The organism is Pseudomonas sp. PvP025, from assembly GCF_017832155.1.
Classification (GTDB): domain Bacteria; phylum Pseudomonadota; class Gammaproteobacteria; order Pseudomonadales; family Pseudomonadaceae; genus Aquipseudomonas.
Genome location: NZ_JAFIBJ010000001.1, coordinates 5,241,975 through 5,263,889, shown reverse-complemented (window position 1 = coordinate 5,263,889; position 21,915 = coordinate 5,241,975). Strand labels below are relative to the sequence as shown.

At 59.5% G+C, this 21,915-nt stretch carries 21 protein-coding genes; 14 read left to right on the top strand and 7 right to left on the bottom strand.

Annotated elements, in window-relative coordinates; all coding sequences use genetic code 11:
* Positions 1 to 52: 52 nt before the first annotated feature.
* From JOE32_RS22885 to JOE32_RS22875, 3 genes are all read right to left on the bottom strand, one after another.
* On the bottom strand, positions 53 to 685 hold the full coding sequence (locus tag JOE32_RS22885) for a response regulator transcription factor (protein ID WP_003231407.1): 633 nt from the start codon (positions 683 to 685) through the stop codon (positions 53 to 55).
* A 615-nt stretch (positions 686 to 1,300) separates the two neighbouring features.
* The gene (locus JOE32_RS22880) at positions 1,301 to 2,518 is read right to left on the bottom strand and encodes an argininosuccinate synthase (RefSeq protein WP_209989284.1); all 1,218 of its coding nucleotides are present in this window, start codon (positions 2,516 to 2,518) and stop codon (positions 1,301 to 1,303) included.
* A gap of 129 nt (positions 2,519 to 2,647) precedes the next feature.
* Positions 2,648 to 3,556 (bottom strand): OmpA family protein, encoded by a 909-nt coding sequence (locus JOE32_RS22875; protein ID WP_209989281.1) that lies wholly within the window; start codon positions 3,554 to 3,556, stop codon positions 2,648 to 2,650.
* A 156-nt stretch (positions 3,557 to 3,712) separates the two neighbouring features.
* On the opposite strand from JOE32_RS22875, the gene pyrC reads away from it, so the two are divergent.
* Positions 3,713 to 4,759 carry a dihydroorotase gene (gene pyrC, locus JOE32_RS22870; protein WP_209989279.1) on the top strand — a complete coding sequence of 349 codons (1,047 nt, stop codon included), beginning with the start codon at positions 3,713 to 3,715 and terminating at the stop codon, positions 4,757 to 4,759.
* Positions 4,756 to 5,427, top strand: coding sequence for a ribonuclease T (gene rnt, locus JOE32_RS22865; RefSeq protein WP_003231417.1), 672 nt, complete (start codon positions 4,756 to 4,758; stop codon positions 5,425 to 5,427). Before pyrC ends, rnt begins: the two co-directional genes overlap by 4 nt.
* 98 nt (positions 5,428 to 5,525) lie before the next feature.
* On the opposite strand, the gene JOE32_RS22860 is transcribed toward rnt, so the two are convergent.
* Positions 5,526 to 6,128, bottom strand: a complete 603-nt coding sequence (locus JOE32_RS22860) for a peroxiredoxin (protein ID WP_003231418.1) — start codon at positions 6,126 to 6,128, stop codon at positions 5,526 to 5,528.
* Positions 6,129 to 6,371: 243 nt separating this feature from the next.
* Between JOE32_RS22860 and JOE32_RS22855 the strand changes: the two genes are divergently transcribed.
* Together JOE32_RS22855 and bfr are read left to right on the top strand one after the other, a co-directional pair.
* Positions 6,372 to 6,590 carry a bacterioferritin-associated ferredoxin gene (locus tag JOE32_RS22855; protein ID WP_209989275.1) on the top strand — a complete coding sequence of 73 codons (219 nt, stop codon included), beginning with the start codon at positions 6,372 to 6,374 and terminating at the stop codon, positions 6,588 to 6,590.
* A gap of 201 nt (positions 6,591 to 6,791) precedes the next feature.
* The gene (gene bfr, locus JOE32_RS22850) at positions 6,792 to 7,262 is read left to right on the top strand and encodes a bacterioferritin (protein ID WP_003231421.1); all 471 of its coding nucleotides are present in this window, start codon (positions 6,792 to 6,794) and stop codon (positions 7,260 to 7,262) included.
* A 68-nt stretch (positions 7,263 to 7,330) separates the two neighbouring features.
* On the opposite strand, the gene grxD is transcribed toward bfr, so the two are convergent.
* Together grxD and JOE32_RS22840 are read right to left on the bottom strand one after the other, a co-directional pair.
* Positions 7,331 to 7,669 carry a Grx4 family monothiol glutaredoxin gene (gene grxD / locus JOE32_RS22845; RefSeq protein WP_057007688.1) on the bottom strand — a complete coding sequence of 113 codons (339 nt, stop codon included), beginning with the start codon at positions 7,667 to 7,669 and terminating at the stop codon, positions 7,331 to 7,333.
* Between the two features lie 86 nt (positions 7,670 to 7,755).
* A complete protein-coding gene (locus tag JOE32_RS22840; RefSeq protein WP_209989271.1) occupies positions 7,756 to 9,864 on the bottom strand; it encodes a molybdopterin oxidoreductase family protein in 2,109 nt (702 codons plus the stop codon).
* A gap of 435 nt (positions 9,865 to 10,299) precedes the next feature.
* On the opposite strand from JOE32_RS22840, the gene argF reads away from it, so the two are divergent.
* Entirely contained in the window at positions 10,300 to 11,220 is a 921-nt protein-coding gene (argF, locus tag JOE32_RS22835; protein ID WP_209989267.1) for an ornithine carbamoyltransferase, read from the top strand.
* Positions 11,217 to 12,266, top strand: a complete 1,050-nt coding sequence (locus tag JOE32_RS22830; protein WP_209989263.1) for an ABC transporter ATP-binding protein — start codon at positions 11,217 to 11,219, stop codon at positions 12,264 to 12,266. Before argF ends, JOE32_RS22830 begins: the two co-directional genes overlap by 4 nt.
* Before the next feature lie 47 nt (positions 12,267 to 12,313).
* Here the strand turns inward: JOE32_RS22830 and ybaK are convergent, their stop codons facing one another.
* Positions 12,314 to 12,784, bottom strand: a complete 471-nt coding sequence (ybaK, locus tag JOE32_RS22825; protein WP_209989260.1) for a Cys-tRNA(Pro) deacylase — start codon at positions 12,782 to 12,784, stop codon at positions 12,314 to 12,316.
* A gap of 327 nt (positions 12,785 to 13,111) precedes the next feature.
* On the opposite strand from ybaK, the gene JOE32_RS22820 reads away from it, so the two are divergent.
* The 8 genes from JOE32_RS22820 to JOE32_RS22785 all read left to right on the top strand — a co-directional run bounded on the left by JOE32_RS22820 (position 13,112) and on the right by JOE32_RS22785 (position 21,777).
* Positions 13,112 to 13,966 carry an MIP/aquaporin family protein gene (locus JOE32_RS22820; RefSeq protein WP_209989257.1) on the top strand — a complete coding sequence of 285 codons (855 nt, stop codon included), beginning with the start codon at positions 13,112 to 13,114 and terminating at the stop codon, positions 13,964 to 13,966.
* A gap of 75 nt (positions 13,967 to 14,041) precedes the next feature.
* Positions 14,042 to 15,547 carry a glycerol kinase GlpK gene (gene glpK, locus JOE32_RS22815; RefSeq protein ID WP_003231438.1) on the top strand — a complete coding sequence of 502 codons (1,506 nt, stop codon included), beginning with the start codon at positions 14,042 to 14,044 and terminating at the stop codon, positions 15,545 to 15,547.
* 95 nt (positions 15,548 to 15,642) lie between these two features.
* Positions 15,643 to 16,398 carry a DeoR/GlpR family transcriptional regulator gene (locus JOE32_RS22810; protein ID WP_209989253.1) on the top strand — a complete coding sequence of 252 codons (756 nt, stop codon included), beginning with the start codon at positions 15,643 to 15,645 and terminating at the stop codon, positions 16,396 to 16,398.
* Between the two features lie 287 nt (positions 16,399 to 16,685).
* Positions 16,686 to 18,221: a glycerol-3-phosphate dehydrogenase gene (gene glpD, locus JOE32_RS22805; RefSeq protein WP_209989250.1), complete on the top strand. Its 1,536-nt coding sequence runs from the start codon at positions 16,686 to 16,688 to the stop codon at positions 18,219 to 18,221.
* Between the two features lie 285 nt (positions 18,222 to 18,506).
* Positions 18,507 to 19,433, top strand: a complete 927-nt coding sequence (locus JOE32_RS22800) for a glutamate/aspartate ABC transporter substrate-binding protein (RefSeq protein WP_209989246.1) — start codon at positions 18,507 to 18,509, stop codon at positions 19,431 to 19,433.
* Positions 19,434 to 19,628: 195 nt separating this feature from the next.
* The gene (locus JOE32_RS22795) at positions 19,629 to 20,375 is read left to right on the top strand and encodes an amino acid ABC transporter permease (protein WP_053133475.1); all 747 of its coding nucleotides are present in this window, start codon (positions 19,629 to 19,631) and stop codon (positions 20,373 to 20,375) included.
* Entirely contained in the window at positions 20,375 to 21,046 is a 672-nt protein-coding gene (locus tag JOE32_RS22790) for an ABC transporter permease subunit (protein WP_053133478.1), read from the top strand. The genes JOE32_RS22795 and JOE32_RS22790 overlap by 1 nt, the downstream gene beginning before the upstream one ends.
* A complete protein-coding gene (locus tag JOE32_RS22785; RefSeq protein ID WP_003208734.1) occupies positions 21,043 to 21,777 on the top strand; it encodes an amino acid ABC transporter ATP-binding protein in 735 nt (244 codons plus the stop codon). The genes JOE32_RS22790 and JOE32_RS22785 overlap by 4 nt, the downstream gene beginning before the upstream one ends.
* The last annotated feature ends 138 nt before the right edge of the window (positions 21,778 to 21,915 follow it).

Sequence of the window (21,915 nt, the reverse complement as noted above, 5' to 3'; positions counted from 1 at the left end):
AGCCTCCCTTACGGAGGCTTTTTTCTGCCGGTATAGCGGGGCAATGCGTGCCTCAGACCAGCCCGTTGCGCTGGGCCAGTTCGATCAGGTCCACCAGTGAGCGCGCGTTGAGCTTGAGCAGCAGGCGCGTCTTGTAGGTACTGACGGTCTTGTTGCTGAGGAACATGCCGTCTGCAATTTCCTTGTTGGTCTTGCCGCGAGCCAATTGCTGCAACACCATCATCTCGCGCCCGGACAGGCGCTCGACCATGTCCGCCTCACTGGCGTTGCCGATGGTGGAGCGCACCGAGTTCAATGCCTGGTTCGGGAAGTAGCTGTAGCCGGAAAGCACCGCTTTGATGGCACTCAGCAGCTCGGTCAGGTCCTGCTGCTTGCACACGTAACCCGCCGCCCCGGCCTGCATGCAGCGCATGGAGAAATGGCCAGGCGCCTGCGAGGTGAGCACCAGCACCTTGAACGGCGATGGCTGTTTGCTGGAAGACAGTCGGCAAATAACTTCCAGCCCGTCGAGCTGGGGAATTCCAATATCCAATATGACAATGTCCGGCATATGCTCCCGCGCAAGTTGCAACGCATCGACACCGTTATCGGTCTCTGCAACGACCTCATAACCATGACGTTCCATGAGCATACGCACAGCAAGACGAATCACGGGATGATCATCCACGATCAGCACTTTATTCATAAGAAAGTCCAATTTCGCTGTTCGAATTATTCAGAGCAAACACAATAGCCTAGTCGTTTCCTAGTTGGCATAGTGTTCCCCCCCGAGCAACAGTAAGCAGAGACCCAAGCCACAACGATATCGGAATCAGCCTACAAAAAAACAACAATGAGGGTGCATTCGACTTTATGCAGCCTTTCAGAACTTTCCGTTCCCCTACATATTTTGAGTGAAATACGCACCGATTAAAGGGTCGGCCGTAAACGTGGCGCACGCGACTTTCAGGAAATGCCCCTTGCTTGTGGCATTCACGAGATCGCACAGGTGAAAACACTCCCTCTGATTCAGTTCCATTCAACATAGGTGTCCACACCTTAAAATTCCTACAGAAATTTCAGCGCATTACATTCACGCTGTACTTCTTTGAGTGATTTTTCTGTAAGAAACAGTTCCTGCTCAGGTGTAAACAATTCATTCGTCCCTGTGAAGTTTCAGAACAGGAGGCGTAAATCAGGGGTGGCGTGTTTAATAGCAAACAATCTTAAACATAAGTAAACAGGATGTTCGCTCTACATTAATTCCGGGCAAAAAAAGGCCCCTTGAATAAGGGGCCTTTTTTCAGATCACCTGGAACACTCAGAACAGCTTGCGACCTTTATTGGCCGCGATGCGCATGCGCAGTGCGTTCAACTTGATGAAGCCCGCCGCGTCCGCCTGGTTATAGGCGCCGCCGTCTTCTTCAAAGGTGGCGATATTGGCGTCGAACAGCGACTCCTCGGACTTGCGACCCGTGACGATCACGTTGCCCTTGTACAGCTTCAGACGCACCACGCCATTCACGTGGGCCTGGGAGGCGTCGATCATCTGTTGCAGCATCAAACGCTCAGGACTCCACCAGTAGCCGGTGTAGATCAGGCTGGCGTACTTGGGCATCAGTTCGTCTTTGAGGTGAGCCACTTCGCGGTCCAGGGTGATGGACTCGATAGCGCGGTGGGCACGCAGCATGATGGTGCCGCCGGGTGTCTCGTAGCAGCCACGGGACTTCATGCCCACGTAACGGTTCTCGACGATATCGAGACGGCCGATACCGTGCTCGCCGCCGATGCGGTTGAGGGTCGCCAGCACGGTGGCCGGGGTCATCTCGACGCCGTCCAGCGCGACGATGTCGCCGTTGCGGTAGGTCAGTTCCAGGTATTGCGGCTTGTCGGGAGCGTTCTCCGGGGAGACGGTCCACTTCCACATGTCTTCTTCGTGCTCGGTCCAGGTGTCTTCCAGCACGCCGCCTTCATAGGAGATATGTAGCAGGTTGGCGTCCATCGAGTACGGGGACTTCTTCTTGCCGTGGCGCTCGATCGGGATTGCGTGCTTTTCAGCGTAATCCATCAGCTTTTCACGGGAAAGCAGGTCCCATTCACGCCACGGTGCAATCACTTTCACGCCTGGCTTGAGGGCGTAGGCGCCCAATTCGAAACGCACCTGGTCGTTGCCCTTGCCGGTCGCACCATGGGAAATGGCGTCGGCGCCGGTTTCGTTGGCGATTTCGATCAGGCGCTTGGCAATCAGCGGACGTGCGATGGAGGTACCCAGCAGGTACTCGCCTTCGTAGACGGTGTTGGCGCGAAACATCGGGAAGACGAAATCGCGGACGAACTCTTCGCGCAGGTCGTCAATGTAGATCTCTTTCACGCCCATGGCTTGCGCCTTGGCACGTGCCGGTTCGACCTCTTCGCCCTGACCCAGGTCAGCGGTGAAGGTCACCACTTCACAGTTATAAGTATCCTGCAGCCACTTGAGGATCACCGAAGTGTCCAGGCCGCCGGAATACGCGAGAACGACCTTGTTTACGTCGGCCATGCCATCACTCCACGGGGTTGTACGGAAAGGCGACGATTCTACCGATCAAAACCGTGAATTTACAGGGGCGCGACAGCAAATGAAGATAAAGCGACAGATTATGTCGACGGCGCGACCGAGGGTCGCACCTTATGAAGTGTGTGCCGGATTGCCTGGAGCGGTAGCCTGCGGTGCCGGTTTTTCGGGGGCCGCCACGCGTTCAAGCTGAATGTTCACACGACGGTTGCGCGCACGGTTGGCCGCGTTGGTGTTGGGCGCCAGCGGATAGCTTTCACCGTGGAATCGCAGGGTGATCTGCGACTCCGGGATGCCATTGGCCTTGAAGTAGTCCATCACCGCCAGGGCACGGCGGCGCGATACGTCGCGGTTGGTCAGGCGATTGCCGCTGTTGTCGGAGTGACCGTTCAACTCCACATGGTTAACCGTGGGATCGGCTTTCAGGTACGCAAGAATCACCGACAGCTTCTGCCTGGCAGCAGAGTCCAGTTCAACGCCACCGCCAGGGAAGCCGACTTCGGTCTGTTTGACCTGGTCGTAATTCATCGGCAACAGCTTGGCGGTGCACACCTGATAGTCGTTGTAGGCCTTGTTGAATTTCACTGGCAACAGGCGAACCTCCGAGTAGCCGCCCTCGCGCCCGTAATGGCGCACAGTGGGGCTGCGCCCTTCCAGCAGGCCAGTGAACAGGCGCCCGGCCTGGGCCTGGGAACTGTTAAACAGCACATCGCCACTGCCGACCCGCACCGCGCCCAGATTGATATCGCCGCGCCCCGGCTGCCACGGTGCAGCGGCCGCCAGCAGCGTCGCCGAGCCTGCGCCGAGTGCACCGTTATAGGCTTTGAGGCGAAACGTCGCCTGCTCGCCGGCACGGCGCACGAACTCACCCGAGCCGAAATCGGTGATCGGCTGGGTCAGGCGGCACTCGAACTGATCGCCTTCCACCTTCCACTCAATGTTCTCCAGACGTGTCTGGAACGTGAGGGCCATTGCAGGCAGGCTGGCGAACACACTGAGCAGGGCTAGATAATGCTGGCGCACGGGCGGCTCCACTGGTTTCTACAACACATCAAGGCGTCATACGTCGTTAAGGCATACCCCCAGCTATCGGTCGCATCCTGCAAAACTTGATAGCGAGTGCCTGCAACAGTCTTTTCCGGTAGCATTCCCACCAGATTGACCCGCCTGGAATTCCCAATGTCCGACCGCCTGACCCTGCTGCGTCCCGACGACTGGCATATTCATCTTCGCGATGGTGCTGCGTTACCCCACACCGTGGCCGATGTCGCGCGCACGTTTGGCCGCGCCATCATCATGCCCAACCTGGTACCTCCGGTGCGCAATGCCGCGCAAGCCGACGCCTATCGCCAGCGCATCCTCGCTGCACGACCGGCCGGCAGCCACTTCGAACCGTTGATGGTGCTCTACCTCACCGACCGCACCCAGCCTGAAGAAATTCGCGAAGCCCGTGCGAGCGGTTTTGTGTACGCCGCCAAGCTGTATCCGGCGGGCGCCACCACCAACTCCGACTCCGGCGTGACCAGCATCGACAAGATTCTGCCGGCCATCGAAGCCATGGCAGAGGTCGGCATGCCATTGTTGATCCACGGTGAAGTCACCCGTGGCGACGTGGATGTGTTCGACCGCGAGAAGATCTTCATCGACGAGCACATGCGTCGCGTGGTCGAGCTGTTCCCGACCCTCAAGGTAGTGTTCGAGCACATCACCACCGCTGATGCCGTGCAGTTCGTCACCGAAGCCTCGGAAAACGTCGGCGCGACCATCACCGCCCATCACCTGCTGTACAACCGCAACCACATGCTGGTGGGCGGGATTCGACCGCACTTCTATTGCCTGCCGATCCTCAAGCGCAACACCCATCAGGTCGCCTTGCTGGACGCCGCCACCAGTGGCAGCCCGAAGTTCTTCCTCGGCACCGACTCGGCGCCCCACGCCCAGCATGCCAAGGAAGCCGCCTGCGGCTGCGCCGGTTGCTACACCGCATTTGCTGCCATCGAGCTGTACGCCGAAGCTTTCGAACAACGCAATGCGCTGGACAAGCTCGAAGCGTTCGCCAGCCTCAATGGCCCGCGCTTTTACGGCCTGCCGGCCAATACCGACCGCATCACCCTGGTCCGCGAAGACTGGACCGCCCCTGCCAGCCTGCCGTTTGGCGAGCTGACCGTAATCCCGCTGCGCGCCGGTGAAACACTGCGCTGGCGCCTGCTGGAGGAAAGCAAGTGAGTGAAGACCATTACGACGACGAACACGAGCACAGCGGTGGCGGCTCCCGCCATCCGATGGCCGAGCGGTTTCGCGGCTATCTGCCGGTTGTCATCGACGTAGAGACTGGTGGCTTCAACTGCGCCACCGACGCCTTACTGGAAATTGCCGCCACCACCATCGGCATGGATGAGCAGGGTTTCGTGTTTGCCGAACACACGCATTTCTTCCGCGTCGAGCCGTTCGAAGGCGCGAACATCGAAGCGGCCGCCCTGGAGTTCACCGGAATCAAGCTCGACCATCCGCTGCGCATGGCGGTCAGTGAAGAAGCGGCGCTGACCGATATCTTCCGTGGCGTACGCAAGGCATTGAAAGCCAATGGCTGCAAACGCGCGATTCTGGTTGGCCACAACAGCAGCTTCGACCTGGGCTTCCTCAACGCCGCCGTGGCGCGCCTGGACATGAAGCGTAACCCGTTTCACCCCTTCTCCAGCTTCGACACCGCCACCCTCGCCGGCCTGGCCTATGGTCAAACGGTATTGGCCAAGGCCTGCCAGGCCGCCGGTATCGACTTTGACGGCCGCGAGGCTCACTCGGCGCGCTACGACACCGAGAAGACCGCCGAGCTGTTCTGCGGCATCGTTAACCGCTGGAAGCAGATGGGCGGCTGGGAAGACTTCGGCGACTGAGACGGGTGGCAGCAAGCCCACTCCCGAAAAAGCCTTTTCCATGCATGCATAAAAAAACCGGCCCTCACAGGCCGGTTTTTTTGTACCTCGAATTCGGCTTACAGCTTGCCGGCGTTCTCGGTCAGGTAAGCCGCAACACCTTCGGTGGAAGCGGTCATGCCCTTGTCGCCTTTTTTCCAGTTGGCAGGGCAGACTTCACCGTGCTCTTCGTGGAACTGCAGCGCGTCGACCAGGCGGATCAGCTCTTCCATGTTACGCCCCAGCGGCAGATCGTTGATGATCTGCGAGCGCACAACGCCCTTGTCGTCGATCAGGAACGCGCCACGGAACGCCACGCCGCCTTCGGATTCAACGTCGTAGGCCTTGGCAATCTCGTGCTTCATGTCGGCAGCCATGGTGTATTTGACTTTGCCGATGCCGCCATCGTTGATGGCCGTGTTGCGCCACGCGTTGTGGGTGAAATGGGAGTCGATGGACACGGCAACCACTTCAACGTTGCGCGCCTTGAAATCGTCCATGCGGTGGTCCAGAGCGATCAGCTCGGACGGGCAGACGAAGGTGAAGTCCAACGGGTAGAAGAACACCAGGCCGTATTTGCCTTTGATGGCTTCAGACAGCTTGAAGCTGTCTACGATTTCGCCATTGCCGAGCACGGCAGGTACGTCGAAATCCGGGGCTTGTTTGCCGACGAGTACGCTCATTGGGTATCTCCTGATGTTAAGGGTGAAGATTGAAGTAACAGGACCGGCCTTGAGTCTGCCGCGTTCAAGCGACAGAGCTGTGACGCAGTCACGCTTCGTGAAGATCGAGCATCATACACTGAAAAAACCGTTCGTCAGCGCGGGCGCCGCGCCGGGAAATCCCCTGTGAATGTACTTTGACAATCATTCTCGTTAACATTAAGATCCAACGCATTCAAGCCTCACACCGCGATGGTTCTCCCTATGTATGTGTGCCTTTGTACTGGCGTCACCGACGGACAAATCCGCGAAGCAATCTATGAAGGTTGCTGCAGCTACAAGGAAGTGCGCGAAACCACCGGCGTTGCCAGCCAGTGTGGTAAATGTGCCTGCCTCGCCAAGCAAGTGGTACGGGAAACGCTGACCCAACTGCAGACAGCGCAAAGCGCGCCCCCCTACTCAGCAGAATTTACACACGCTTAAATAGGCGTGTTTTAAAGAACCGGACCCGAAGTCCGGTTTTTTTATGCCTGTAATTCAATTAGTTAGCGCCAAGACGCGGAACACAAACATTCTTATTCCGATTAATTTTCATTTATTATTCAATAACTTAGGTTTGACACTAAGGTTTCCGCCGCTCAAACTCTGCCTTATACACAGCTATTACAGGGCAGGACCCCAGTCATGAAAGGCGACATCTCAGTCATCCAGCAACTCAACAAAATCCTTGCCAATGAACTGGTCGCGATCAATCAGTACTTTCTGCATGCCCGCATGTACGACGATTGGGGCCTGGAAAAGCTCGGCAAGCGCGAATACAAAGAGTCGATCAAGGCCATGAAGGACGCCGATGCGCTGATCAAGCGCATCCTGTTCCTGGAAGGTCTGCCGAACGTGCAGGACCTGGGCAAGCTGAACATCGGCGAACACACCCAGGAAATGCTCAACAGCGACCTGGGCTTTGAGCGCAAGAGCCACAGCGACCTCAAGGCCGCCATTGCCCACTGTGAAACCCACGGTGACTTCGGCAGCCGTGAGCTTCTGGAAGACATTCTGGAAGACCAGGAAGAGCACATCGACTGGCTGGAGACCCAACTGGGCCTGATCGTCAAAGTCAGCCTGGAGAATTACCTGCAGTCGCAGATGGGCGAATAACCCACACCACGCAGGTACAAAAAAGCCCCGCTCTCTTTCGAGAAGCGGGGCTTTTTATTGCGGGCCAATCAAGCGTCGGTCTTGGCCGCCGCATTGGCTGCTGCATCTTTGACCAGCGCCTGCAACGAACCGTCCGCTGCCATTTCAGTGATGATGTCACTGCCGCCGACCAGTTCGCCAGCTACCCACAGTTGCGGGAAGGTAGGCCAGTTGGCGTACTTGGGCAGGTTGGCGCGGATTTCAGGATTCTGCAGGATATCCACGTAGGCGAACTTCTCGCCGCACGCCATGATGGCCTGGGATGCCTTCGCGGAGAAACCGCACTGAGGCGCGTTCGGTGCACCTTTCATGTAAAGCAGGATGGTGTTGTTGGCAATCTGCTCTTTGATCGTTTCGATGATATCCATGGAACACCTCGGCTGGAACTTTGCGACTCACAGGTCGGCACGGTGGCGCATTGTAACGCAAAATCCCGGCACAATGCTCAGGCTCCTTATGCGGCCGCTACCTGCACCGGCACTCCGTTCAATGCGGCATTGCCGGACAATTCATCCAACTGCCGTTCGTCAGTCAAGTCATTGGCACTCGCTCCCGGCTGGCTGCTGGCGATTGTCATCCGCACGCCTGGGCGGCCATGGCCCCAACCGTGGGGCAGGCTGACCACCCCAGGCATCATCTCCAGACTGGCGAGCACTTCAACTTCGATCATGCCGATGCGCGAACTGACGCGCACGCGCTGGCCATCAGTCAACTGCCGGCTCGCCAGGTCCTCGGGGTGCATGTGCAACTGGTGCCGTGGCTTGCCCTTCACCAGCCGGTGATAGTTATGCATCCACGAATTGTTGCTGCGCACATGGCGACGGCCGATCAGCAGCAGCTCGTCAGCCACAGGCGCCGGTTGTGCCGCAAAGCGCACGAGGTCGGCAAGGATCACCGCCGGTGCTGCCTGCACCTTGCCATCCGCGGTTTTCAAGCGCGCGGCAAGGTTGGCCGACAGTGGCCCCAGGTCCAGTCCATGGGGATGGTCCGCCAGCATCGCCACCGACAGCCTGTGACCGGAGGCATCACCATAAGTCCCGGCGCGCAGGCCGGCATCGATCATCTGCGCCGGCGCCACCGTCGGCTTGAGCACCACGCCGGTCTGCGCGGCAAAGGCCTTGGCCAAACCGACAAAAATCTCCCAGTCATGCAGAGCGCCCGCCGGCTTGGGCAGGATCGCGCGATTGAAACGGGTGACGTTGCGCACCGCGAACATATTGAACGTGGTGTCGTAGTGATCATTCTCCAGCGCCGAAGTGGACGGCAGAATCAGGTCGGCATAGCGCGTGGTCTCGTTGATATACAGGTCGACACTGACCATGAACTCCAGCCCCTCCAGCGCCTGCTCCAACTGGCGGCCATTGGGCGTGGACAGCACCGGGTTGCCCGCCACCGTCACCAGCGCGCGGACTTGCCCTTCGCCTGCAGTAAGCATCTCTTCCGCCAGGGCCGACACGGGTAATTCACCACCGTACTCCGGACGCCCGGACACGCGGCTCTGCCAGCGATTGAAATGCCCGCCACCAGTGGACGCCACCAGGTCCACGGCCGGCGTGGTGCACAGCGCGCCGCCCACCCGGTCGAGATTGCCGGTCACCAGGTTGATCAACTGCACCAGCCAATGACACAGCGTGCCAAACGCCTGGGTCGACACCCCCATGCGCCCATAGCACACCGCTTTGTCCGCGGCGGCAAAATCACGCGCCAACTGACGGATCTGTTCAGCGGGCACGGCACACTGGCTGCTCATGGCCTCGGCGGTAAACCCGGCAATGGCGCGGCGCACCTCCTCAAGGCCGGCTACCGGCAAATGGCTGGTACGGGTCAGGTTCTCGGTAAACAGGGTGTTGAGCAGGCCGAACAGCAGCGCCGCGTCACCGCCAGGCCGCACGAACAGATGCTGGTCCGCTATCGCCGCCGTCTCGCTGCGCCGAGGGTCGACCACCACCACTTTGCCGCCCCGGGCCTGGATGGCCTTGAGGCGTTTTTCCACATCCGGCACGGTCATGATGCTGCCGTTGGAGGCCAACGGATTGCCACCGAGGATCAGCATGAAATCGGTGTGGTCGATGTCCGGGATCGGCAGCAACAGGCCGTGGCCGTACATCAGGTGGCTGGTGAGGTGATGGGGCAGTTGATCCACTGAGGTCGCGGAAAACCGATTGCGCGTCTTCAACAGCCCCAGGAAATAGTTACTGTGGGTCATCAGCCCATAATTGTGCACGCTCGGGTTGCCCTGGTAGACCGCCACCGCGTTCTGGCCATGACGCGCCTGAATGCCTGACAGACGTTCAGCCACCAGCGCGAAGGCATCTTCCCACGGGATCGGTTGCCATTGGCTGCCGACGCGCAGCATGGGCTGATGCAGGCGGTCCGGGTCATTCTGGATATCCTGCAACGCCACGGCCTTGGGGCAGATGTGCCCACGGCTGAAGCTGTCCTCGGCGTCGCCCTTGATGGACGTGATCGCCAGGCTGCCGTCGTCGGCCTGGGTGGTTTCCAGGGTCAGACCGCAAATGGCTTCACACAGATGGCAGGCACGGTGGTGGAGAGTCTTGGTCATGGCCAGTCTCTTTATAGGGGCTTTGGGGCAACTATGGGCCGCCGGGAACCTTGGCACCAGTAACCTTCGCGGCATGAATCGACTGGCATCAGGCCAGGCCATGGCCGAGAGCGTGAGCAAATGTTTCAACGGTGCACGCATCGTCGCAGAAAACCGACGCAGCCTGGCCTGGCCCCGCCGCCGCGCATTGCAAAAGGTTACGGCGCCAGTGTACAAATGGCCCGCTGCTGTCAGGAAGTTGTTTTCAAACGCGCATTGACGCCCCGCTGAACACCCTTAAAAACCGTAGCCCTATTGGTAAGACGCGACATTTAATTATAAGATCGCGCCTTCCCCTATTTCGTCGCCCCGTGCGGCTTTCGCCGCAGGTCTCGCCCGTTGTCACAATAAACAAGGCTTTGAGTATCTGCGGTCTGTTGCAAAAGGTAGTTAATGATGAGCGCTAGGCACTTTCTCTCCCTGATGGATTGCACGCCCGAAGAGCTGGTCGGCGTGATCCGTCGAGGCATTGAGCTTAAAGACCTGCGTAACCGCGGCGTACTGTTCGAGCCTTTGAAAAACCGCGTGCTCGGCATGATTTTCGAGAAGTCATCGACCCGCACCCGCGTGTCGTTCGAAGCCGGCATGATTCAACTGGGTGGCCAGGCCATCTTTTTGTCATCGCGCGATACGCAACTGGGCCGAGGCGAGACCGTCGCCGATAGCGCCATCGTCATGTCGAGCATGCTCGACGCCGTGATGATCCGTACCTTTGCCCACAGTACCGTGACCGAATTTTCCGCCAACTCGCGGGTGCCGGTGATCAACGGCCTGTCCGACGACCTGCACCCCTGCCAGTTGCTGGCCGACATGCAAACCTTTCTTGAGCATCGTGGCTCGATCCAGGGCAAGACCGTGGCCTGGATCGGCGATGGCAACAACATGTGCAACAGCTATATAGAAGCGGCGATCCAGTTCGACTTCCAGCTGCGTGTTGCCTGCCCTGAAGGCTACGAGCCTGACGCGCGCTTCCTCGAACTAGCCGGAAGCCGCGTCACCCTCGTGCGCGACCCGCGTGAAGCCGTGGCCGGCGCGCATCTGGTGAGCACCGACGTGTGGACCTCCATGGGTCAGGAAGAAGAAACCGCCAAGCGCCTGGCCCGGTTCGCGCCGTACCAGGTCACCCGCGCCCTGCTCGATCTGGCCGCGCCCGATGTGCTGTTCATGCATTGCCTGCCGGCGCACCGTGGCGAGGAAATCAGCCTCGACCTGCTCGACGATCAGCGCTCGGTGGCGTGGGACCAGGCCGAAAACCGCCTGCACGCGCAAAAGGCCCTGCTCGAATTTCTTGTGCCGCCGTCGTACCACCACGCATGAGCCAGCCCCTACTGCTGAACCTGCGCAATCTGGCATGCGGTTATCACGATCAACGGGTGGTGCAGAACCTCAATCTGCACCTCAATGCCGGCGATATCGGTTGCCTGCTCGGGTCCTCGGGTTGCGGCAAGACCACCACGCTGCGAGCGATTGCTGGGTTCGAACCGGTGCACGAAGGTGAGATCAGCCTGGCCGGTGAAGTCATCTCCAGCGCCGGTTTCACCCTGGCACCGGAGAAACGTCGTATCGGCATGGTGTTTCAGGACTACGCCCTGTTTCCCCACCTCAGCGTGGCCGACAACATTGCGTTCGGCATTCGCAAGCACCCGCACAAAGACCGCGTGGTTGCCGAACTGCTGGAACTGGTCAACCTGAAGAACCTGGGCAAGCGCTTCCCCCACGAACTCTCCGGCGGCCAGCAACAACGCGTCGCCCTCGCCCGCGCCCTGGCGCCGGAGCCGCAACTGCTGTTGCTCGATGAGCCCTTCTCCAACCTCGATGGCGAACTGCGGCGCAAGCTCAGCCATGAAGTGCGCGAGATTCTCAAGGCACGCGGCACCAGTGCGATCCTGGTCACCCATGATCAGGAAGAAGCGTTTGCCGTGAGCGATCAGGTGGGCGTGTTCAAGGAAGGCCGGCTGGAGCAGTGGGATACGCCTTACAACCTTTATCACGAACCGCAGACCCCTTACGTCGCCAGCTTTATCGGCCAGGGTTACTTCATCCGTGGCCAATTGAGCTCGCCGGAGTCCGTGCACACCGAACTGGGTGAGCTGCGCGGCAACCGCGCCTACACCTGGCCTGCGGGGGGAGCGGTGGAGGTGTTGCTGCGTCCGGACGATATCGTCCATGCGCCGGACAGCGCCCTCAAAGCGCGGATTATCGGCAAGACTTTCCTCGGCGCCTCGACGCTCTACCGTCTGCAGTTGCCGACCGGTGCGCAGCTGGAATCGATTTTCCCCAGCCATGCGGACCATCAGGTGGGCGTGGATGTAGGCATTCGGGTTGCGGCAGAACATCTGGTGCTGTTTCAGGCAGCACGCTGAAAGTGCAAGGGAGCTTGCTCCCACCTTGGATTTTCAGTGCCCCGACATCATATTCTGCCAATCGGGGCGAAGGTGGCCTGAGTGTTTTCAGCCAGCGCCGAAGCTGTCAATTCCACTTCCAGCCCTCGCCTCCCCGCACTCACAAAAATCGTCCCGAGCGGCTGCGCCGTCACATCGATAAACGTGCGTAAGCGCTTTTTCTGCCCCAACGGACTGATCCCCCCCAGCAAATAGCCAGTAGCGCGCTGCGCCGCCGCCGGGTCAGCCATTTCGACTTTTTTCGCGCCCGCCGCTTGCGCCAGGGCCTTGAGGTCAAGGCTTCCGACGACCGGCACCACCGCCACCAGCAACTCACCCTTTTCAGTGCTGGCCAGCAGGGTCTTGAACACCCGCGCCGGGTCGAGGCCCAATTTTTCTGCGGCCTCCAGACCATATGACGCCGACTTGGGATCGTGCTCGTAACTGTGGATGCGATGTTCGGCGCGAACTTTCTTCAGCAGGTCCAATGCGGGGGTCATGATGTCTCCGGTCAGGCAAACAGATGGCCGATGTTAAGCCAAGCCCACGTAAAACGCTCTAGCGTGGGCCACGCTTGCCCTAATAAATGCTGTCACAAGCATGATCATTCATCAGACCAATAGTTGGAAAATGACTGACAGTTCACTTTCGACCTTTGACAGCCGTCATTCTTGTCTATATTTTTTCGTTTCCGAATGCTGTAGGAATGGTTTCCGCAGTATTCAAGCAGTAAGCCGTGGCGCGGATGGGGATCCTCGTCATTGGTGAAAATCGCGCAAGGCCCAACGAGGCCGTACGCCAGACAAGAACAACAAATGAGGTTTTCCATGACAACTGCTCTTCAACAGCCTTCACTTTCGAGCCAATGCATGGCCGAATTCCTCGGCACCGCGCTGCTCATCTTCTTCGGTACCGGTTGCGTTGCTGCGCTCAAGGTCGCAGGTGCCAGCTTCGGTTTATGGGAAATCAGCATCATCTGGGGCATCGGCGTCAGCATGGCGATCTACCTCACCGCCGGTATTTCCGGGGCCCACCTCAACCCGGCGGTCAGCATCGCCCTGTGCCTGTTTGCCGATTTCGAAAAGCGCAAACTGCCTTTCTATATCCTCGCCCAAGTCGCCGGCGCCTTCTGTTCCGCGGCGCTGGTGTACACGCTCTACAGCAACCTGTTTTTCGATTACGAACAAACCCACCATCTGGTGCGCGGCACCCAAGCCAGCCTGGAATTGGCCTCGGTGTTCTCCACCTACCCCCATGCCCTGTTGAGCACGGCCCAGGCGTTCCTGGTGGAGATGGTCATCACCGCCATCCTGATGGGCGTGATCATGGCCCTGACCGACGACAACAACGGGCTGCCACGCGGCCCCCTCGCCCCCCTGCTGATCGGCCTGCTGATTGCGGTGATCGGCAGCGCCATGGGCCCGCTGACCGGCTTTGCGATGAACCCGGCGCGGGATTTCGGGCCCAAGCTGATGACCTTTTTCGCCGGCTGGGGTGAAATAGCCTTCACCGGCGGTCGCGACATTCCCTATTTCCTGGTGCCGATTTTCGCGCCGATTGTCGGCGCATGCCTGGGTGCTGCGGCCTACCGCGGGCTGATCGCCCGTCACCTGCCGAGCGCCGTCCCTGCTGTAGCTGAAACACCTGACACGGCTGTCAACGGCAACACGCGTATTTCCTGAAAGCGCCGGCCTGGTCCCTGCCCTTTGCGGCCCAGGCTGACTTCCGACTTCCCTTTTTCGTACAAGGCAATCGACATGACCGACATTCAGAATAAGAACTACATCATTGCCCTCGACCAGGGCACCACCAGTTCGCGAGCGATCATCTTCGATCGTGACGCCAACGTGGTGTGCACCGCCCAGCGCGAGTTCACCCAGCATTACCCGCAAGCCGGCTGGGTTGAGCATGACCCGATGGAAATTTTTGCCACCCAGAGCGCGGTGATGGTCGAAGCCCTGGCACAGGCCGGCCTGCACCATGACCAGGTCGCCGCCATCGGTATCACCAACCAGCGTGAAACCACCGTGGTGTGGGACAAGAACACCGGCCGCCCGATCTACAACGCGATCGTCTGGCAGTGCCGCCGCAGCACCGAGATCTGCCAGCAGCTCAAGCGCGACGGCCACGAGCAATACATCAACGACGCCACCGGCCTGGTCACCGACCCGTACTTCTCCGGCACCAAGCTCAAGTGGATCCTCGACAACGTTGAAGGCAGCCGCGAGCGTGCGCGCAACGGCGAACTGCTGTTCGGCACCATCGACAGCTGGCTGATCTGGAAATTTACCGGCGGCAAAACCCACGTCACCGACTACACCAACGCCTCGCGCACCATGCTCTTCAACATCCACACCCTGGAGTGGGACGCGAAGATGCTGGAGATTCTCGACGTACCGCGCGAGATGCTGCCGGAAGTGAAATCGTCGTCGGAAATCTATGGCCGCACCAAAAGCGGCATCGCCATCGGCGGCATCGCCGGTGACCAGCAAGCGGCGCTGTTCGGCCAGATGTGTGTGGAGCCCGGCCAGGCCAAGAACACCTACGGCACCGGCTGCTTCCTGCTGATGAACACCGGCGACAAGGCGGTCAAATCCAAGCACGGCATGCTCACCACCATCGCCTGCGGCCCGCGTGGCGAAGTGGCTTACGCCCTCGAAGGCGCTGTGTTCAACGGCGGCTCGACCGTGCAATGGCTGCGTGATGAACTGAAAATCATCGCCGACGCCACCGACACCGAATACTTTGCCGGCAAGGTCAAGGACAGCAACGGCGTGTACCTGGTGCCCGCCTTCACCGGCCTGGGCGCGCCGTACTGGGACCCGTATGCCCGTGGCGCACTGTTCGGCCTGACCCGTGGCGTACGCGTGGACCACATCATTCGTGCAGCCCTCGAGTCGATTGCCTACCAGACCCGCGACGTGCTCGACGCCATGCAGCAGGACTCGGGCGAACGCCTCAAGGCCCTGCGCGTGGACGGTGGCGCAGTGGCCAACAACTTCCTGATGCAGTTCCAGGCCGACATCCTCGGCACCCAGGTGGAGCGCCCGCAAATGCGTGAAACCACGGCTCTGGGCGCCGCTTACCTGGCGGGCCTGGCCTGCGGTTTCTGGAGCAGCCTGGACGAACTGCGCGGCAAGGCGGTGATCGAGCGCGAATTCGAACCGCAACTGGATGAAGCCGCCAAAGAGAAACTCTACGCCGGCTGGCAGAAAGCGGTAAGCCGCACCCGCGACTGGGAGCCGCACGAAGGCGCCGAATAAGTCAGGCGCCGGTCCCTCTTGGGGTTGTAACTGGCAGGGAGCGGATTCCTGCGTCATCATGGGCCACTTTTGTATGGCAGCCCAAAGGACGCCCCATGAATCTGCCTCCCCGCCAGCAACAAATCCTCGAACTGGTCCGCGAACGCGGCTATGTCAGTATCGAGGAAATGGCGCAGTTGTTCGTTGTCACCCCGCAAACCATCCGCCGCGATATCAACCAACTGGCGGATGCCAACCTGTTGCGCCGCTACCACGGCGGCGCAGCCTATGATTCCAGCGTCGAAAACACCGCCTATGCTATGCGGGCCGACCAGATGCGCGACGAGAAACTGCGCATCGGCGAAGCCATCGCCGCGCAAATCCCCGATCATGCCTCGCTGTTCATCAACATCGGCACTACCACCGAATCCATCGCCCGTGCACTGCTCAATCACAACCACCTGAAAATCATCACCAACAACCTCAATGTCGCCACCATGCTCAGCGCCAAGGACGACTTTGACGTGCTGTTGACCGGCGGCAACGTGCGCCGTGACGGCGGCGTAGTGGGCCAGGCCAGTGTGGATTTCATCAACCAGTTCAAGGTCGACTTCGCCCTGGTGGGTATCAGTGGGATTGACGAAGACGGCAGCCTGCTGGACTTCGATTACCAGGAAGTGCGGGTGTCGCAGGCGATCATCGCCAATGCACGCAAGGTAATCCTGGCGGCGGACTCCAGCAAGTTCGGGCGCAATGCCATGATTCGCCTGGGGCCGATCAGCCTGGTGGACTGTCTAGTGACCGATCAGCAGCCGGTGCCGGCGTTGGTGCAGTTGTTAAATGAGCACAAGGTCAGGCTGGAAGTGGTGTAGCGCCAGGACCGCCGCCATCGGCAGCAAGCGCCCTCCCACACTTGACCTGTTTCCAATAGAAGGAATGCGGTCAACATGGGGAGGGGGCTTGCTCCCGATGACAATCCGACAGTTACCTTTTTGTTAAGCCCTTCCCCAGGCGAATGTTCACAAATTTTCCCTTCCCCGTCCTTCGATGAGTTTTTTCAATCGAAGTCGACTGGCTGTGCCCGCGTTTATCAGCTACCATTTTCGCAAATGAACATTAATGTTCGAATTCCAATACGAAAAGATTGCGAGGCCAGCCGATGAACCCTTCTACCTTGCCTGCTCCACCCCTTGCCGAAGTCTATGACGTTGCCGTAATCGGTGGCGGGATCAATGGCGTCGGGATCGCAGCAGACGCAGCCGGGCGCGGTTTGTCGGTATTCCTTTGCGAAAAGGACGACCTGGCCAGCCACACCTCTTCGGCCAGCAGCAAACTGATTCATGGTGGCCTGCGCTACCTTGAACACTATGAGTTCCGTCTGGTGCGCGAAGCGCTGGCCGAACGTGAAGTACTGCTGGCCAAGGCGCCGCACATCGTCAAGCAGATGCGCTTCGTGCTACCGCACCGCCCGCACCTGCGCCCGGCGTGGATGATTCGTGCCGGCCTGTTCCTGTACGACCACCTGGGCAAGCGCGAGAAGCTCGCCGGATCCAAGAGTCTCACCTTCGGCGCCGACAGCCCGCTGAAAAGCGAAATCACCAAAGGCTTCGAATATTCCGATTGCTGGGTCGACGACGCCCGCCTGGTGGTACTCAACGCCATGGCCGCACGGGAGAAAGGTGCGCATATCCACACCCAGACCCGTTGTGTCAGCGCACACCGCAGCCAGGGTGTGTGGGAAATGAACATGGAGCGCGCCGACGGCAGCCTGTTCTCGATTCGCGCCAGGGCGCTGGTGAATGCCGCTGGCCCATGGGTCGCCAAGTTCATCCGCGACGACCTCAAGCTGGATTCGCCGTACGGCATCCGCCTGATCCAGGGCAGCCATCTGATCGTGCCCAAGCTCTATGAAGGCGCCCACGCACACATCTTGCAGAACGAAGACCAGCGCATCGTCTTCACTATTCCGTACCTGAACGACCTGACCATCATCGGCACCACCGACCGTGAATACACCGGCGATCCGGCCAAGGTGGCAGTGACCGAAGGCGAAACCGACTACATGCTCAAGGTGGTCAACGCGCACTTCAAGAAACAACTGAGCCGCGACGACATCGTCCACACCTACTCCGGCGTGCGTCCGCTGTGCAACGACGAATCGGACAACCCATCGGCCATCACCCGCGATTACACCCTGTCGCTGTCCGGCGGCACCGGTGAGGCGCCGATTTTGTCGGTGTTCGGCGGCAAGCTGACCACCTATCGCAAGCTGGCTGAGTCGGCCATGGCCCAGTTAGCACCTTATTTCGCGCAGATGCGCCCAAGCTGGACCGCCACCGCCAGCCTGCCGGGCGGTGAGGACATGACCACGCCGCAAGCCCTGGCAGACGCCATTCTTAATAAATTCGACTGGGTGCCAGGCGAAATCGCCCGCCGTTGGTCCGTGACCTACGGCAGCCGCACCTGGCGTCTGCTGGAAGGCGTGCAGTCGCTGGCAGACCTGGGCGAACACCTGGGTGGCGGCCTGTATACCCGCGAAGTCGATTACCTGTGTGCAGAAGAATGGGCGACCCAGCCACAGGATGTACTGTGGCGCCGCACCAAACTTGGCCTGTTCACCACCCCGGAAGAACAGGAAAAGCTGCAGCGTTATCTGTCCAAGGTCGAGCAAAACCGCAAGATCGAAGCCGCCTGACCTGTATGGGAGCGAGCCTGCTCGCTCCCATACCATTCGGTTTTCCGAACACCATCTCCCTCCCCCATTCGGTTTGCCGTACTCACACTTGGCAAATCCGCTGTCACATAAAGTTAATTCCTATACAAATCAGCGCATTAATCTTTTAACCGCTGACTGGCACGACTCATGCTCTACACTTCCAAACGATTGCCCAGGGCCTCCCAGCAGCCGTTATGGGCATTCGCCGTACAAGAGAGCCGCCTATCCGGCTTCATAAAAAAAACAAATGTCGAGGAAGTAATGATGCGCATCGTTCCCCATATCCTGGGCGCAGCTATCGCTGCTGCTCTGATCAGCACTCCAGTGTTCGCCGCCGAACTCACCGGCACGCTGAAGAAAATCAACGACTCCGGCACCATCACACTCGCGCACCGCGACAGCTCAATTCCGTTTTCCTACATCGCAGATGGCTCGGGCAAACCTGTGGGCTACTCCCACGACATTCAGCTGGCTATCGTTGAAGCCCTGAAAAAAGACCTGAACAAACCCGACCTGAAGGCCAAGTACAACCTGGTCACCTCGCAAACCCGTATTCCGCTGATCCAGAACGGCACCGCGGACCTGGAATGCGGCTCCACCACCAATAACGCCGAACGCGCCCAGCAAGTCGACTTCACCACCAACATCTTCGAAATCGGCACTCGCTTGCTGGTCAAGAAAGACAAGGATGGCAAGCCGTCCTACGGTGATTTCGCCGACCTCAAAGGCAAGAACGTCGTGACCACCGCCGGCACCACGTCCGAGCGCATCATCAAAGCGATGAACGCCGACAAGCAGATGGGCATGAACGTCATCTCCGCCAAGGACCACGGCGAATCCTTCCAGATGCTCGAAAGCGGCCGCGCCGTAGCGTTCATGATGGACGACGCGCTGCTGGCCGGTGAAGAAGCCAAGGCCAAGAAGCCGGACGACTGGGTCATCACCGGTACGCCGCAATCCTTCGAAGCCTATGCCTGCATGGTTCGCAAGGACGACCCGGCCTTCAAGAAAGCCGTGGATGACGCCATCGTCGGCCTGTTCAAATCCGGCGAGATCAACAAAATCTACAGCAAGTGGTTCGAAAGCCCGATCCCACCCAAAGGCCTGAACCTGAACTTCCCGATGAGCGAAAAGGTTAAAGAGCTGATCGCCAACCCAAGCGACAAGCCGGCGCCCGACGTAAAAATCTGACACTGAACTAACCTTATCGCCTGAGGGAGTTCACCCTCCCTCAGGCATCTGTTACTACCTGCTGGCAGTATTTTTGGAACACTCGACCTGGCGGTTTCCGAGCCGATCGCGTGTGCCTGGCGTTCAACGTCGGGCGGGAATGGACTTTCCCCAAGCGGGTGCTTGTACATCGATCGATTTCGAGGGGAGACCCTAATGAATTACAACTGGGACTGGGGCGTGTTCTTCAAGTCCACCGGCGTTGGCAGCGAGACCTATCTCGACTGGTACATCGCAGGCCTGGGCTGGACCATTGCCATCGCCGTCGTGGCATGGATTATCGCCTTGCTGCTGGGGTCCATTCTGGGCGTCATGCGCACTGTGCCAAATCGCCTCGTGGCGGGCATCGCGACCTGCTACGTCGAGCTGTTTCGCAACGTGCCGCTGCTGGTTCAGCTGTTCATCTGGTATTTCCTGATACCCGACCTGCTGCCGCAAAACCTGCAGGACTGGTACAAACAGGACCTCAACCCGACCACCTCGGCCTACCTCAGCGTCGTCGTGTGCCTGGGCCTGTTCACCGCCGCCCGTGTGTGTGAACAAGTACGCACCGGTATCCAGGCGCTGCCACGCGGCCAGGAATCCGCGGCCCGCGCCATGGGCTTCAAGCTGCCGCAGATCTACTGGAACGTGCTGCTGCCGCAGGCCTACCGCATCATCATTCCGCCGCTTACCTCCGAATTCCTCAACGTCTTCAAGAACTCCTCCGTGGCGTCCCTGATCGGCCTGATGGAACTGCTGGCGCAAACCAAACAGACCGCCGAATTCTCGGCCAACCTGTTTGAAGCCTTCACCCTGGCCACGCTGATCTACTTCACCCTGAACATGAGCCTGATGCTGCTGATGCGCGTTGTCGAGAAGAAAGTCGCCGTGCCCGGCCTGATCTCCGTGGGGGGCAAATAATGGAACTTGATTTCAGCGGTATCATCCCCGCCATACCGGGCCTGTGGAACGGCATGCTCATGACCTTGCAGTTGATGGTCATGGGCGTCATCGGCGGCATCGCGCTGGGTACGGTGCTGGCGCTGATGCGCCTGTCGTCGAGCAAACTGCTGTCGCGTGTGGCCGGCGCCTACGTGAACTACTTCCGCTCGATCCCGCTGCTGCTGGTGATCACCTGGTTTTACCTGGCGGTGCCGTTCGTGCTGCGCTGGATCACCGGCGAAGACACACCGATTGGCGCATTCACCTCCTGCGTCGTGGCCTTCATGATGTTCGAAGCCGCGTACTTCTGCGAAATCGTGCGGGCCGGCGTGCAGTCGATCCCCAAGGGCCAGATGGCCGCCGCACAAGCGATGGGCATGACCTACGGCCAGACGATGCGCCTGATCATCCTGCCCCAGGCGTTCCGCAAGATGACCCCGTTGCTGCTGCAACAGTCGATCATCCTGTTCCAGGACACCTCGCTGGTCTACACCGTGGGCCTGGTGGACTTCCTCAACTCCGCCCGCTCCAACGGCGACATCATCGGCCGCTCCAATGAGTTCCTGATCTTCGCCGGTGTCGTCTACTTCATCATCAGCTTTTCCGCCTCGCTGCTGGTCAAGCGTCTGCAAAAAAGGTTTGCCGTATGATCTCTATCAAGAACATCAACAAGTGGTATGGCGACTTCCAGGTGCTGACCGATTGCAGCACCGAGGTTAAAAAAGGCGAAGTGATCGTGGTGTGCGGGCCGTCCGGCTCGGGCAAATCGACGCTGATCAAATGCGTGAACGCACTGGAACCGTTCCAGAAAGGCGACGTGGTCGTCGACGGCACCTCCATTGCCGACCCTAAGACCAACCTGCCCAAACTGCGCTCGCGGGTAGGCATGGTGTTCCAGCACTTCGAGCTGTTCCCGCACCTGACCATCACCGAAAACCTGACCATCGCGCAGATCAAGGTACTGGGCCGCAGCAAGGAAGAGGCCACCAAAAAGGGCCTGCAACTGCTTGAGCGGGTCGGCCTCTCGGCACACGCCCACAAACACCCGGGCCAGTTGTCCGGCGGGCAACAGCAACGTGTGGCGATTGCCCGCGCACTGGCCATGGACCCGATCGTCATGCTGTTCGACGAACCGACCTCGGCCCTTGACCCGGAAATGGTCAACGAAGTGCTCGACGTGATGGTGCAACTGGCGCAGGAAGGCATGACCATGATGTGCGTGACCCACGAAATGGGTTTCGCGCGCAAAGTGGCCGACCGCGTGATCTTCATGGACGCCGGCAAGATCATCGAAGACTGCCCGAAAGAGGAATTCTTCGGCGACATCAGCGCCCGCTCCGAACGCGCGCAGCACTTCCTCGAGAAAATCCTGCAGCACTAAGTACTCCACGGCTCCCACTGTAGAAACCGGGCCAATGTGGGAGGGGGCTTGCCCCCGATAGCGGTGGATCAGTGACAGATGTATCGACTGACAGACTGCTATCGGGAGCAAGCCCCCTCCCACACCGAACCTCACAGG